Below are 13,104 nucleotides of genomic sequence, written 5' to 3'. Positions count from 1 at the left end.
GTCGGGGCCGACCTCGAGGAGGCCCGCACGCGAAGCGTGCGTCGCGGCCGTCCCGCCGTTCAGGCGCCGTTGCGTCAGCGACGAAGGAGCAAGCAACGGTGCCTGAACGGCGGGACAGGAGGGGCCGCGACCTCGAGCGCGCCAGCGCTCACAAACTCAGGCCAGGTCGACCAGGACGACCTTGGCGGCGCCGACGGCCTCGGCGATCGCGGACTGCACCTCGGCGGGCACCTCGCGGTTGACGCGCAGCACCACGGTGGCGCCCTCGGCGTCGACGTCCTGGCTCAGCTGCGCGGCCAGGATGTCGATCTCGGCCTCGCCCAGCTTGGTGCCGATCTTGCCCAGCGCGCCCGGCTTGTCGCCGTAGTTCAGCACGGCCAGGTTCAGGCCCTCGGCGCGCATGTCGTAGTTGCGGCCGTTGATGTTGACGATCTTCTCGACCAGGTTCGGCTCGGTCAGCGTGCCGGCCACGTTCAGGGTCGAGCCGTCGCCGAACACGGCGCGCAGGTCGACGACGCTGCGGTGGTTCGGGCTCTCGGTGGCCGTGGTGACCTCGGCGGTGATGCCGCGCTCCTTGGCCAGCGCCGGGGCGTTGACGAAGGTGACCTGGTCCTCGACCAGCGCCGAGAACACCCCGCGCAGCGCGGACAGCTCCAGCACGGCCACATCCTGCGAGGCCAGCTCGCCGCGCACCTGCACCTCGACGCTGACGGGCAGCTCGTTGGCGATGGCGCCGAGCAGCGCGCCCTGCTTGCGCACGACATCCAGCCACGGCGCGACGACATCGTTGACCGCGCCACCGGTGACGTTCACCGCACCCGGCACGAACTCACCGGCCAGCGCCAGCAGCACCGACTTGGCGACATCGGTGCCTGCGCGGTCCTGGGCCTCGGCGGTGGAGGCACCCAGGTGCGGGGTCACGACGACCTCGGGCAGGTCGAACAGCGGGCTGTCGGTGCACGGCTCGGTCTCGAACACGTCCAGGCCGGCGGCGCGCACGTGGCCCGACTTGATGGCGTCGGCCAGCGCCTGCTCGTCGATCAGGCCACCGCGGGCGGCGTTGACGATGATGACGCCCGGCTTGGTCTTGGCCAGCGTCTCGGCGTTGAGCATGCCCTTGGTCTCGGGCGTCTTCGGCAGGTGGATGGAGATGAAGTCGGCGCGCTCGAGCACCTCTTCCAGGCTCAGCAGCTCGATGCCCAGCTGGGCGGCGCGCGCGGGCGAGGTGTAGGGGTCGTAGGCGACGATCTTGGTCTCGAACGCCGCCAGACGCTGCGCGAACAGCTGGCCGATGCGGCCGAGGCCGATGACGCCGACGGTCTTGCCGAGGATCTCGACGCCGTTGAACTTGCTGCGCTTCCAGGTCTTCTCACGCAGGGTCGCGTCGGCCGCCGGGATCTGGCGGGCGGCGGCGAGCAGCAGGGTGACGGCGTGCTCGGCGGCGGTGTGGATGTTGGAGGTCGGCGCGTTGACGACCATCACGCCACGCTCGGTGGCGGCGGGCACGTCGACGTTGTCGAGGCCGACGCCGGCGCGGGCGACGATCTGGAGCTTCTTGCCCGCCTCGAGCACCTCGGCGTCGACAGTGGTGGCGGAGCGCACGAGCAGCGCGTCGGCCTCGGGGACCGCGGCGAGCAGCGCCGGGCGGTCGGGGCCGTCGACCCAGCGAACCTCGACACCGTCACCGAGCGCGTCGACGGTCGACTGGGCGAGCTTGTCGGCGATCAGAACTACAGGACGGCCTGCTTGGCTCACTGTGGGGTACTCCTGGGGAAGAAAGGGGGTCGGCAGTTACCGCCGACCAGAATAGTCGCCGGGGTTCGGATGCCCTTACCCCCCTGCCAAAAACCGGGTGAACCCTGGGCGTCGCCCCGCCTACCATCACGCCATGTCCTTGCGCACCGTCCCCGACTCGATGGATCCGGCCGTCGTGGCCGCCGTCGACGCCGAGCTCGACCGGGTGGCGGCCGAGCACGGCGTAGCGATCCGCCTGGCCATCGAAAGCGGCAGCAGGGCTTGGGGTTTCCCCTCACCGGACTCCGACTACGACTGCCGTTTCGTCTACGTGGCGAGCCTCGAGACCTATCTGTCGCCGTGGACGACCCGCGATGTCATCGAGACCCCGCTGCTGGGACTGCTGGACGTGAACGGCTGGGACCTGGCCAAGGCCCTGCGCCTGCTGGTGCGGGGCAACGCGGTGCTGGTGGAGTGGCTGATGTCACCCATCGTCTATCGCGGCGACGAGGCGTTTCGCGCCCGGCTGCGCGAGGTGGCCCACCAGGTGGCCGATCGCGACCGGATCGCCCGGCACTATCTGCACCTGGGCGCGCGCCAGTGGGCGCTGTTCGAGCGCAACGGCGGCTTGAAGAAGGTGTTCTACTCGCTGCGCCCGGCGATGGCGCTGCGCTGGCTGCGTGAGCACCCCGGCGCGGCGGTGGCGCCGATGCACCTGCCGACGCTGCTGGCCGAGTGCGAGCTGCCCGCCGACCTGGTCGCCGCGATCGGCGAGCTGACCGCGCTCAAGTCCAGGACCAGGGAGATGGGGTCGGGCGAGCCGCCGCGCCTGATCACCGATTTCATCACCGCCGAGTTCGGCGTGGCGACCGCGGAGTTCGTCGCGCGCGGGCCGCGGGACCTGACGGCGGCGCGCGCCGTGACCGACGAGTTCTTCCGGGCGGAGGCGTTGGCCCCCAGATAGCAGAAACTCCGCACCTACTGGTGCGGAGCTTCACGTTCGTACGCTGGTCAAGCGCAGAATCAGAGGACGCGGACGTCCTGAGCCTGCGGGCCCTTCTGACCCTGACCGATCTCGAACTCCACACGCTGACCCTCGTCGAGGGAGCGGAAGCCCGAGCCGCTAACAGCCGAGTAGTGCACGAAGACGTCGGGTCCGCCGCCGTCCTGCGCGATGAAGCCGAAGCCCTTCTCGCTGTTGAACCACTTCACAATGCCCTGAGCCATTTCAAAACCTTCTGTAGACGAGCCAGGTCCTAATAGTCCGGTCCCGGTCTCGGCTTCAACAATGCCATGATCCGACGAATTCCTCCACACTCGAGCTCGCGGACTGTGAGGAACCCAACCCCCCGATGCTGCCACCTGGTGCTGTCACACAGCGGGCGCGGCGGGCAACGAAGCGGATGCTCGGCGTATGCCGAGGCAGTTGCGGCACGGATGCCGGATTAGCTGGGTAGCGCCGAGCAAACCGACTGGCACGGTTCACCATCGACATCTCTACGGCACGGTGACGTATCACCGTCAGCAACCCTAGACATTTTCGAGAAACCCAGTACGGCAAATTTTCTACCAGCGTATTTTCCGAGATCGTGAGGGATCGCACACCTCGCGGAGAAATCACGCAAGGAGTAGACAGTGCTGGACATCAACCATTTCACCTACGGCTGGGTAACCCCGCTGCTGGCGTATCTCATGTCGGTCCTCGGGTCGATGCTGGCACTGCGTTGCATGGTTCGCTCGCGCGCTTCCGGTACTCACGGCGGCTGGCTCACCGCGGCCGCGATCGCCCTCGGCGGGACCGGAATCTGGGTCATGCATTTCATCGCGATGCTCGGGTTTTCCGTCCACGGCGCGACCATCCGCTACAACGTCCCGATCACCTTGTTCAGCGCCGCCGTCGCGATGGGAGTGGTGTGGCTCGGACTGTCCATCGTGGTGCGGCGCAGCTGGGACAGCGCGGCTCTCCCGGTGGGCGGGACGATCACCGGACTCGGGGTCGGCGCGATGCACTATTCCGGCATGTACGCGATGAAGACCGACATCGAGATCGTCTACGACCCGTTCGTGGTGGCCGTGTCGATGGTCATCGCCGTCGTCGCCGCCACCGCCGCGCTCTGGTTCGCGCTGCACGTTCACGGCATCGTCGCCACCATCGGCGCCGCCCTGCTGATGGGCGTCGCCGTCTGCGGCATGCACTACACCGGCATGTTCTCGATGAGCGCGCACACCAGCGCCCACGTCGCCCACGCCACCGGCGCCACCGCGACCCAGCTGCTCACCCCGCTGATCATCGGCATCAGCATGGTCACCATGATCCTGCTCATGCAGGTCGGCATCACCGAGGCCGAGGACCCCAACCTGGCCCGGCCCGTGCACGGTCAGCGCGCGAGCCGGTTCTGGCCGAGCGGCCAGAACTAGGCCGAATCTGTCGTACCCCGGGGAGACACTCCGGCTCAGCGCCCGGCTGCTGATCGTCAGCGCGGTCGTCTCGCCGGCCGCGACCACACGGCGATCTATGCCGTCGGGGTCACTAGACGACCCGCACGTGCTGTGCTTCCGGTCCGCGCCGGGTCTCCCTGACCCCGAATTCCACCCGCTGACCCGCCCGTAGCGTGCGGAACCCCGCACCGACCAGCTCGGTGTATTCCACGAACACCTCGGGCCCGCCCGCGTCGGGGGTGATGAACCCGAATCCCTTACCGCTGTCGAACCAGCTCACAACGCCGTTCGGCATCGACCGACCTTCCGAATCATTTACCTGACATGCAGATTCGTTCATCGTCGCATGCCTGGGTCCGGCACCGGCAGCAGGGCGGCGGCGACCGGCGGCACCACCGGGCAGGTGACCGGCCCGCGACACGGCGGCGGCGGACCTCACGTGCGCCCGCGCGCGCATCGGCCCTGGATAGACTCCCTCGCAGGTCCGCCCGGACCCAGCCGGTCGCGAGAACGGAGATTCGGTGCACGCCCCCATCGCGCGACGCCCGAAGAGCCCGCGACCACCCGTGCGGGCCGCCCGATGACCCGGCGGCCCAACGTCACCGAGCTGCGGACCGCTGCCGAAGCGGTCACGGTGTTCGTGGCCGCCGCGGTCGCCGTCCTCGCCATCATGCTGCCGATCAGCTTCGCCGCTCTGGCCGAATCGCGCCACGTCGACCTGCTGGTGTTCAACATCCCGCGCGCGATGACCGGCGGCGCGTTCGTCGCGGTCATCACCGCCGCGGTCACCGTCGCCGTCGGCAGCGTGCGCACGGCCCGGTGGACGGCACTGGTCGCGCTCGCGGGAATCCTGCTCAGTCATCTGGTCCTGGCCCGCAATGCCGACAGCACGCATTTCACCGGCCTGTCCCTGCCGACCCTGAACTTCGTCGACGCCCTCCTGGCCGGAATGGCGGTGGGCGCCTTGGCCGTCGCGGTCTGGCCCGCCCCGCTGTTGCGCGGGGTGTACCTGTTCGCCGTGCCCGCCGCGACCGTGCTCGGTGACCTCACCGAGGCGCCCACCGACGAGACCTCGGCCGGTTTCGACGGCGTCCTCGCCGGCACCCTGCCGCTGTGGTTCATCGCGGCCACCGTCCTGGCCCTCGGCTACTTCGCGGCGACGACCACCACCTCGCCGCGCCCGGTCCTCGACACCGCGATCCCGTTGGCGCCCGTGTTCGCCGCCGTCATCGCCTTCTCGGCGATCCTGGCGGCGTCACTGGCGGTGGCCGTGCGCGAGATCACCGTCCCGTACGTGCTCGTCGGCGCGATCGTCGTCGTGGCGGCCGCGACGACGGCCGCGCTGATCCTGCCCGACCGCGACGGCGTCCTGCTGCTGTTGATGACCACATTCGCCGTGGCGGGCAGCCTCGTCATCACCCTGCCCCGCTCGGGCCTGGTCGACGTGGGCACCATGATCGCTCTCGGCGCCGGGCTGCTGGTCGGTCTGCGCGCACCGCGCGCGATCCTCGCCGCGGCCACCGTGGTCGCGCTGTCGGTGTTCGTGCTGGCCACCGACCTGCTCGACCCGCCGGCGGCCCTCAACGCCGCCGTCGGCTGTCTGGCGCTGGGCGCGGTGTGCGGATACTGCGTCGGCTCGGCGGTCCCCGGGAGTCCCACCTCCGCCGTCGTCGGCCTGTCGATCCTGTTCGTGCCCTCACTCGGAGTCGCGTTGAGCGACGACGAATTCGGCCACCTCGCCTACTCCTCGTCGTGGTACCGCACCGCCGACGTCGACCGCGGTCCGATCCCCGCGACGGCCTCGATCGGCATCGCGCTCGCCTGCACCGCCGCGATCGCGCTGATCCAGCGCCGCCGACCAGCCGTCTAGTCCCAGCCCAACTCGGAGAACACCCGCCCGGCCAGCGCCGCCCGCACCCCGACCTCGCAGTATTCGACGATCTCCGCCGGGAACTGTGCCGGATCGAACCACCGCAGCTCCGAACACTTCTCCGGTTCCCGATTGACAACCTCCCCACGCCAGCGCCGCACGACGAAGAACATCTGCACCCGCTCGTCGCTGTGCAGCACATGCGCGAATGCCACATCCCCGGCGTCGATCTCGACGCCCACCTCTTCGCGCGCCTCCCGGATCAACCCCGCCACCGCCGACTCCCCCGCCTCGAGATGCCCCGCGGGCACATGGAACAACCCGTCCCCGAAGCCGGTAGCGAGCCTGCGCCCCAACAACACCCGCCCGTCACCGTCGAGCAGCACCAGATGAACGCCGACGAGTACCCGATACTTGTCCACGAATTCACCCTACCGAGATGCCGAGACCACCCCTGTTACAGCCGAATTCGGGGTACAACCGGTACATGAGTTTCCCGGTGACCTTCGGGTTCGCCCAGATCGGCCTGCTCGCCCTGCTCGCACTCGCCGTAGCCCTGCTCGTCTCCGCCGCCCTCGCGGCCCGCCGCCGCGGCGGCCTCAAGACCATCCTGGGCCGTGGCGCCCCCGGCCTGGCCCTGCTCCTCGTCGCCACCCTCCTGCTCTGGATCGCCACCCTCCTCCAGACCTACCTGGGCCTGACCGGCGAGATCACCGCCGCCCACGTCACCGCGAAACCCGTTGCCGGACAGTCCGACCAACTCGACATCGAACTGACCCTCTTCGACGACGACGGCGCCGTCGACACCCGCACCACCCACCGCGTCGAAGGCAACCTCTGGGCCCTGCAAGCCAACATCGTCGAACTCCACCCCTGGGTCAACGCCCTCGGCTTCCACTCCGGCTACAAGATCACCCGCCTCTACGGCCAGCGCCTCGACGGCAAAGCCACCCACCAGGACCACATCATGCTCAACGGCAGCGACCGAGACTTCTTCGAAGACATGAACACCGGCACCTGGTACACCTCCCCCTTCGTCAAATCCGCCTACGGCAACGCCGTCATCGCCACCCCCGGCGAATACGACGTCCTCATCTCCCACGACGCCATCAAGGTCCGCGCGACGAATTGACGCCATCCCGTCGCAATGTGGCAAACTTCCGGTGTGGACCTCGGGGCAGAGCGAGCATTTCGCGAACAAATCTTCATTCAGTTGGCAGAACTGCTCGTAGTGAAGCCGATCCTGCAGCGTCGCGATCTCGAGTATTTCGAACTTGATGGTGCGCATTGCAGGATTGCAGATCGTAGCAAGGGCATCTGGAACCCGCGGGACCTCATGGCCACGCTGTCCATCCTATCGACGCCGGATAGTAGCTATCCGGACGTAGATCTGGGAGATGGGCTGTTCGCGTATGCCTACCGAGAGGGTTCCACCGACGGTGACAACACGAAGCTACGCAGAGCATTCGAGCTGAAACTCCCGGTCATCTGGCATCGCGGATTCAAGGCTGGGTCAGTGGTCCGCTACAAGCCCGTGTTCCCGGTCTACATCGTCGAGGACGACCCCGAGAACCGTCGAGTCATCATCTCTCTCGATACCGGAGATGAGCCCGTCGACCTTGACGCACTCACCGAAGATCCGGAGATCAAGAAGCGGTACTCCGTGGAAACAAAGCGGCGTCGACTACATCAGCGACAATTCCGGAGTCGACTGCTGGTTGCCTACCAATGGCGATGCGCCGTATGCCGATTGGATTTTCCGCCTTTGCTGGATGGCGCGCATATCATCGGTGATGCCGAATCCGACGGCAACCCCGTGGTCGACAACGGACTGGCCCTCTGCAAAATCCACCACGCCGCATATGACGCGGACCTTTTGGGCATCTCTCCCGACTACCGAGTGCACATCAGCGAGACATTGAGAGATTCCACCGACAGCGGACCGGTCATCACCCACGGGTTCCGTGAACTCGATGGTCACCCTTTGGCCGTACTACCGGACCAGGAATCTCATCGGCCGTCGAAGGATCGCCTTGGACTCCGGTTCGAGCGCTTCGCCGGCAGCCTGGACGTGGCGTGGCCGATCCACCCGGTGCAGACGAGCCTCGCGTCACCAGGCAACGACGAGGTCGACTGACGAGACCCTGCGCGGCTGTCGAAACCGCCTCATTCGCCTGCGTGACGGGCTGAACCATCGAGGACGGGCATTCTGGGCATTGTCAAGAGGCGAATCCCGCGGAAACTTCGTCGGTGGGACGTCGGTTCACATGTATTCGTGTCGTTGTTTTCGTTGTTGTGCACAGATCTTCGTGAAGTTGGGGGTCGGGGGCGGGTGGAGGCGGCATCCTCGGGGGTGAGTTCGCGTTACCCAGGAGTCACATGACGAATCGAAGTGACCGTGAGGGTGGCGTGCCCGTGGCGCTGCCCTCGCTACAGAGTTTGCCTGCTGATGAGGCCAGGGACTTGTTCGAGTTGATGCGGGCGGCGGTGACGTTCGAGGCGAAGGCGTTGGACAAGTCGATCGACTCGATGTTGGGGGCGTTGCCCCGGCCGTTTCGCGCGGTGACGAAGAAGATCATGTTCGGCGGCAGATGACGGATCTGACTACGCGGGCGCAGTTGATTCTGCTGGCTCGCACGCTGCATGTTCATCCTCAGCGGGTGCAGCATCTGCGGTATCTGGGGGCCGATCGGTTGCACGAGTTGCAGCAGCAGATCGCGGGGGTGCTGTTCGATCAGCACACCGAGACGTTTCGGCGGATCAGCGCACTGGTGCCGTTCATTCCGCTGTCGATCTCGATTCCGTTGGTGCAGCGGCTGGTTCCGCCGATGACGACCGGGCGGGCGGCGGGGTCGGTGGGGGTGGAACATCCGGTCAAGGCCGCGGAGACGTTGATGATGCTCGATCCGGGGTACGCGGCGGATTGCGCGCCCTACCTGGATCCGCGGGCGATCGCGCAGCTGGCGGATGTGGCGCCGCCGGGGCCGGTGGTCGAGATCGTCAACGAGCTGCTGCGGCGGTGTGACTACGTGACGGCGGGGCCATTCCTGGCGTGCGCCACACCGGAGCTGATCGCCGCGGTCGAGGCGGACGTGCACGACGACGCGGGGCTGATCCACTCCGCCGCGTACTCCTACGATTCCGAGATCCTGAGCTCGGTGATCCGGCAGTTGCTCGATGGGCCGCATCGGCGGATTCCGCGGATGGCGCAGGCGGTGATGGCGGGGCGGCCCGCGCTGCAACACGCCGCGCTGTCGGTGTTCTCGCGGTGTGCGCCGGATGTGATCAGCCAGGTCGGCGACGTGCTGTTCGGTAGCGCGCCGCAGCGGGAGGTCGCGAATCTGGTGCGCAACGCGATCGAGGTAGGTGCGGTGCCCGAGTTCCTCACGGTAGTCGGGCATCTCACGCCGCTCGGGTTGTGGACGCTGGTGGGGAATTCGGTGTTCACCGATCCGGGGGTGGGCGTCGGGTTGGTCGCGCCGCTCGACGATCGCAGTGATGTGGGGAGCTGGCGGGGGCTGTTCACGTTGATGTCGCGGATGGACGACACCATCCGGGGTGTGGTCGGGTACGCGCTGGCGGCACTGTCGGACGCGACGGTCGCGGAATTGCCGGCGCACGCCACCGAGACCAGTTCCTGGCCTGCGCTTCTCGATCTGGTCGCGGTGTCGGGGCCGGAGGCGCAGGGGCGTTTCGGCGCGGTGTGGTCGGATCTGGTGCCGGAGCGGCGGGCACATCTGCATCGGTGCATCCACGAGCATCACTACGACACTCGGTTGGCGGACATCACGGCCGCGGTCGATCCGGTCGCGGTCGATCAGTTGTTCTTCCGGCGGCGACGGATGCAGCGGTATCGCAACGGCTGATGACGGAGGTGCCTCGCCCGCCGCCTCGTTCCACCGGAGGCCGCCGCGACGGCCTCCGGAGAACCCACCAACAGGACGATCGCCCACATCAGCGACTTCTCCGAACTCGCCTTCGCGAGTACACGAAGCCCCTCACCGAGGTCTATCGGCGAACGGAGGTGGTCGCATTCGACGGACTTCGCTCCCGCAGGGCACGCGAAACAGAGCGAGTGCACCGCCACACCATCGTGGCTACGGGATCCGGGGCTTCGTGTATTCGACCGCCAGTCCGGGTAACTGGGTAGGGCGGCGGGCTCACTCGAGGGCTGGATGCGTGTCGGTGGACGAGACAGCGGGGCGAATCCGGGAGAGGGTGGGGTCGACCGGAAACAGCGAGGAGGAGCGGATGAACAGGGTTGCCGATCAGCGGCCGGCCAGTGGCGGGACGGCCGTGGTGGCGGCGGTGCTCGCGCTGCTCGGGGGAATCGCCGGGGCCGTGGGGGTGCTGTTCGGGCTGTTCAGGATGGCGCGGAGCGAGACCGGGGTGTTCGGGTGGGGGATCGCGCCGGGGTGGGTGTCGGTGGTATCCGGGGCGACCTTGCTGGTCGATGTGCTGTCCGCGGTGTCGCTGTCGGTGGGGGCGATTCTGCTGTTCCGGCGACGTGGGGCGGGGCCCACACTGGTGGCGCTGGGAAGCGTCGGGACGTTGGGCGCGTATGTAGTGACGGCGATGTCGACCGCGGTCCAGCTGATCCAGTACGACCTGTCGATCGGGCGTCACCTGGACGCGGTGCTGGGTCAGTCGGTGTTCAACGGGCTGTTCTCGGTGGAGCGCAGTGTGCCGTGGATGGTGTCGGTGCTGCTGTTGGTGTTTCCGGTGGTGACGTTCGTGCTCGCGGTGCTGCCGTCGACCCGGCGGTGGTGCAAGGCGGCCCGACCACCCGGCGGTAGGGGGACGCGGGAGCTGGGCGGGCATCCCGGCATACCGTCGACGGCCGGTGTGCCGGGCCGACCAGGGCCGGGCGCACCGCATCAAGCGCTCCACGCCCAGCCTCCGGGGGCCCAGTTCACCGGCGGTGCACCATATCCCGGCATGCCGCCCGTTCCCGACGCACTTGATGCAGGAGGGCAGCAAGCTCCCGGCGCCCCGCATGCGGGCGCCCAATCGGCGCTCGGTGCGCTGCACTCGGGAGCCCAGCCCACGCCCTACCCCAGCGCACCGCTGCGGCCCGACGCGCAGCGCCCCGACAGCCTCGCACCGAATCAGGCTGCACCACAGGGATATCAGCGCCCCGCCGAGCCACCGCGGGATCATCGTCCGCAGGACGGATACCGGGCCTGACAGATCAGGGGACGACAGCGGCGCGAATCTGGGGCAGGGTGTAGGCCTGCACGATCTGGTTCGAAAGGATTCACCTGTGAGCTCGAAACAATCCCACCGTCGCCTGCTCCGACTCGCGCTGACCGGCGCGTTCCTCGCCCTCCCGCTCGTCGGTATCGCCGGTCCGGCCGGCGCGCACGCGGCGCAGCCGCCCGCTGCGGCCGAGTTCGTCGACCGCGGCTGGCACGACCACGACAACGGGCTGCACCTCGGACACAACCCGCTGCGCAAGTGGCTGCATCAGCTGCTGCCGCACGGCGCTTTCGGTAGCTGCGACTGATCGATCGGGGCCTGCTCTCCCCGTGGGGGCAGGCCCCTGCTGTGCGCGGAATTGCCAGCGGCGGTGTGGGATACCCAGAATGAGCGCATCGTTTCGATGCGAGGAGTTCGGGTAATGACACGCGGGCCGTTGGTCTTCTTCGGTGCCGCGGTGGCGGCATTCTGTGGCGCGGTCGGCGCGTTGATCGCGGCGGACCATCTGCTGGGCGAGCGAGAGCGAAAGCTGCTCGCGACGCACTGCGCGGTGGCGGTCGACGTTCCCGGCGGGGCGGTGCTGCTGAACTCGCTCGGGGCCGGGTTGCTGATCGGCACCGTGGTGTTGCTGGCCGGGCTGATCGTGTCGCTGACGCGCGGCGACGCGCGGTGGAAGGTGGGGGCGATTCCGGTGGCGGGGCTCACGCTCGTCGGGGTCGGCCTGTACGCGGCGCTGGTGACGCTGGCGACGGTGTCGCCCGATGCCATCGAGCCCGGTTCCGCCGACTATCACCCCTGCGTGACCCGAAGCTGAGGACTACGACACGGCGCGGAACCGTGATCCCCATTCCGCCAGCCGCTCGGTCAGTTCCGGCGGGCCGAGGACGCGGAACTCGGCTTCCACCTTGCCCAGCAACAGGATCGGCCAGTCGAGGTTGTCGACGGTCATCTCGATGTGGGAGCGGTCGGCGGGCAGCGCGGTGACGGCGCACCAGCGGCCGACGCGGGCGTGGACGTCGAGGGCGGGCGCTTCGATCTCGGCGGTGACGGTGTACCCCGTTCGGCGCGAACCCATTCCGTCGCGGACGAAGGTGACGGCGTCCGGAGCGGGCAGGTCGCGGGGGCGGAACCGGATGCCGGTGGCGCGGGAGTCGGTGAGACGGTCGACGCGGAAGTTGCGCCAGTCGTGGCGGGTCAGGTCGTAGGCCACGAGATACCAGCGGCGGCCCAGCGAGACCAGGCGGTGCGGTTCCACCTCGCGCGCGCTGGTGCGGCCGTCGGCGGCGGTGTAGGTGAAAGTGAGACGTTCCTCGCCGCGGCAGGTCAGCGCGAGGTCGGTGAGCACGGCCGGGTCGACGTCGGAGAGCGGGACGGCGTTCCAGCCGGCGGAGACGGTCATGGCGCGCAGCGCGTCGACCCGGCGGCGCAGGCGGGTGGGCAGGACAGTGACGAGTTTGGCCAGGGCGCGGACCGACGGTTCGGCCAGGCCGTCGCCCGCGCCCTGGGAGCCGGCTTGCAGGCAGACGGTGATGGCGACGGCCTCGTCGTCGTCGAGGACCAGCGGCGGGAGCGCGGCGCCCGCGGCGAGCTGGTAGCCGCCGTCGACGCCGGGCCGGGCGTCCACCGGATAGCCGAGCTCACGCAAACGATCGATGTCGCGGCGCAGCGTCCGTGGCGAAACACCGAGCCGCTCGGACAGTTCCGTGCCCGGCCAGTAGCGATGGGTCTGCAGCAGAGACAGCAGACGGAGGGTGCGAGCGCTCGTGTCGGCCATGTTTTCCATTCTCCCGCACATTGCGGACAGAAAGTGACCGCAATGGGTTCTACCTTGGCTTTCATACCGACAACGAAGGGAAACCAGC

General features: G+C 68.3%; 15 protein-coding genes. 9 read left to right on the top strand and 6 right to left on the bottom strand.

Annotated features, from left to right (window positions below):
- Positions 1-156: 156 nt before the first annotated feature.
- Positions 157-1,755 carry a phosphoglycerate dehydrogenase gene (serA, locus tag V8688_RS10725; RefSeq protein WP_218719233.1) on the bottom strand — a complete coding sequence of 533 codons (1,599 nt, stop codon included), beginning with the start codon at positions 1,753-1,755 and terminating at the stop codon, positions 157-159.
- 133 nt (positions 1,756-1,888) lie between these two features.
- Here serA and V8688_RS10720 point away from each other — a divergent pair, with 133 nt between their 5' ends.
- Positions 1,889-2,698, top strand: coding sequence for a nucleotidyltransferase domain-containing protein (locus tag V8688_RS10720; protein ID WP_342800724.1), 810 nt, complete (start codon positions 1,889-1,891; stop codon positions 2,696-2,698).
- 59 nt (positions 2,699-2,757) lie between these two features.
- On the opposite strand, the gene V8688_RS10715 is transcribed toward V8688_RS10720, so the two are convergent.
- Positions 2,758-2,961 carry a cold-shock protein gene (locus V8688_RS10715; protein WP_014987157.1) on the bottom strand — a complete coding sequence of 68 codons (204 nt, stop codon included), beginning with the start codon at positions 2,959-2,961 and terminating at the stop codon, positions 2,758-2,760.
- 408 nt (positions 2,962-3,369) lie between these two features.
- Between V8688_RS10715 and V8688_RS10710 the strand changes: the two genes are divergently transcribed.
- On the top strand, positions 3,370-4,152 hold the full coding sequence (locus V8688_RS10710; RefSeq protein WP_218719231.1) for an MHYT domain-containing protein: 783 nt from the start codon (positions 3,370-3,372) through the stop codon (positions 4,150-4,152).
- Positions 4,153-4,264: 112 nt separating this feature from the next.
- Here V8688_RS10710 and V8688_RS10705 read toward each other — a convergent pair whose 3' ends face one another.
- On the bottom strand, positions 4,265-4,468 hold the full coding sequence (locus V8688_RS10705) for a cold-shock protein (protein ID WP_218719230.1): 204 nt from the start codon (positions 4,466-4,468) through the stop codon (positions 4,265-4,267).
- Between the two features lie 285 nt (positions 4,469-4,753).
- Between V8688_RS10705 and V8688_RS10700 the strand changes: the two genes are divergently transcribed.
- Complete coding sequence (locus V8688_RS10700; protein ID WP_342800723.1) at positions 4,754-6,043, top strand: hypothetical protein; 1,290 nt, start codon at positions 4,754-4,756, stop codon at positions 6,041-6,043.
- Here V8688_RS10700 and V8688_RS10695 read toward each other — a convergent pair.
- Entirely contained in the window at positions 6,040-6,465 is a 426-nt protein-coding gene (locus tag V8688_RS10695) for an NUDIX domain-containing protein (RefSeq protein WP_342800722.1), read from the bottom strand. The two genes, V8688_RS10700 and V8688_RS10695, sit on opposite strands and share 4 nt — an antisense overlap.
- 65 nt (positions 6,466-6,530) lie before the next feature.
- Between V8688_RS10695 and V8688_RS10690 the strand changes: the two genes are divergently transcribed.
- Positions 6,531-7,175 carry a hypothetical protein gene (locus V8688_RS10690; RefSeq protein WP_316575619.1) on the top strand — a complete coding sequence of 215 codons (645 nt, stop codon included), beginning with the start codon at positions 6,531-6,533 and terminating at the stop codon, positions 7,173-7,175.
- Between the two features lie 33 nt (positions 7,176-7,208).
- Entirely contained in the window at positions 7,209-8,180 is a 972-nt protein-coding gene (locus V8688_RS10685) for an HNH endonuclease (RefSeq protein ID WP_342800721.1), read from the top strand.
- Between the two features lie 238 nt (positions 8,181-8,418).
- On the opposite strand, the gene V8688_RS10680 is transcribed toward V8688_RS10685, so the two are convergent.
- Positions 8,419-8,694: a hypothetical protein gene (locus V8688_RS10680; RefSeq protein WP_218719291.1), complete on the bottom strand. Its 276-nt coding sequence runs from the start codon at positions 8,692-8,694 to the stop codon at positions 8,419-8,421.
- A gap of 9 nt (positions 8,695-8,703) precedes the next feature.
- Between V8688_RS10680 and V8688_RS10675 the strand changes: the two genes are divergently transcribed.
- The 4 genes from V8688_RS10675 to V8688_RS10660 all read left to right on the top strand — a co-directional run bounded on the left by V8688_RS10675 (position 8,704) and on the right by V8688_RS10660 (position 12,056).
- Positions 8,704-9,909, top strand: coding sequence for a hypothetical protein (locus V8688_RS10675; protein WP_342800720.1), 1,206 nt, complete (start codon positions 8,704-8,706; stop codon positions 9,907-9,909).
- Between the two features lie 319 nt (positions 9,910-10,228).
- On the top strand, positions 10,229-11,230 hold the full coding sequence (locus V8688_RS10670; RefSeq protein WP_342800719.1) for a hypothetical protein: 1,002 nt from the start codon (positions 10,229-10,231) through the stop codon (positions 11,228-11,230).
- Positions 11,231-11,306: 76 nt separating this feature from the next.
- Entirely contained in the window at positions 11,307-11,549 is a 243-nt protein-coding gene (locus V8688_RS10665) for a hypothetical protein (RefSeq protein WP_218719217.1), read from the top strand.
- A gap of 114 nt (positions 11,550-11,663) precedes the next feature.
- On the top strand, positions 11,664-12,056 hold the full coding sequence (locus V8688_RS10660) for a hypothetical protein (protein WP_342800718.1): 393 nt from the start codon (positions 11,664-11,666) through the stop codon (positions 12,054-12,056).
- 3 nt (positions 12,057-12,059) lie between these two features.
- Here V8688_RS10660 and V8688_RS10655 read toward each other — a convergent pair whose 3' ends face one another.
- Complete coding sequence (locus V8688_RS10655; RefSeq protein WP_342800717.1) at positions 12,060-13,016, bottom strand: YafY family protein; 957 nt, start codon at positions 13,014-13,016, stop codon at positions 12,060-12,062.
- Positions 13,017-13,104: the final 88 nt, after the last annotated feature.

Source organism: Nocardia sp. No.11, from assembly GCF_038752175.1.
GTDB classification, from domain to species: Bacteria; Actinomycetota; Actinomycetes; order Mycobacteriales; family Mycobacteriaceae; genus Nocardia; species Nocardia canadensis.
Note: the sequence above shows the minus strand (reverse complement) of the source record. Positions and strands in the feature narration are given on the sequence as shown.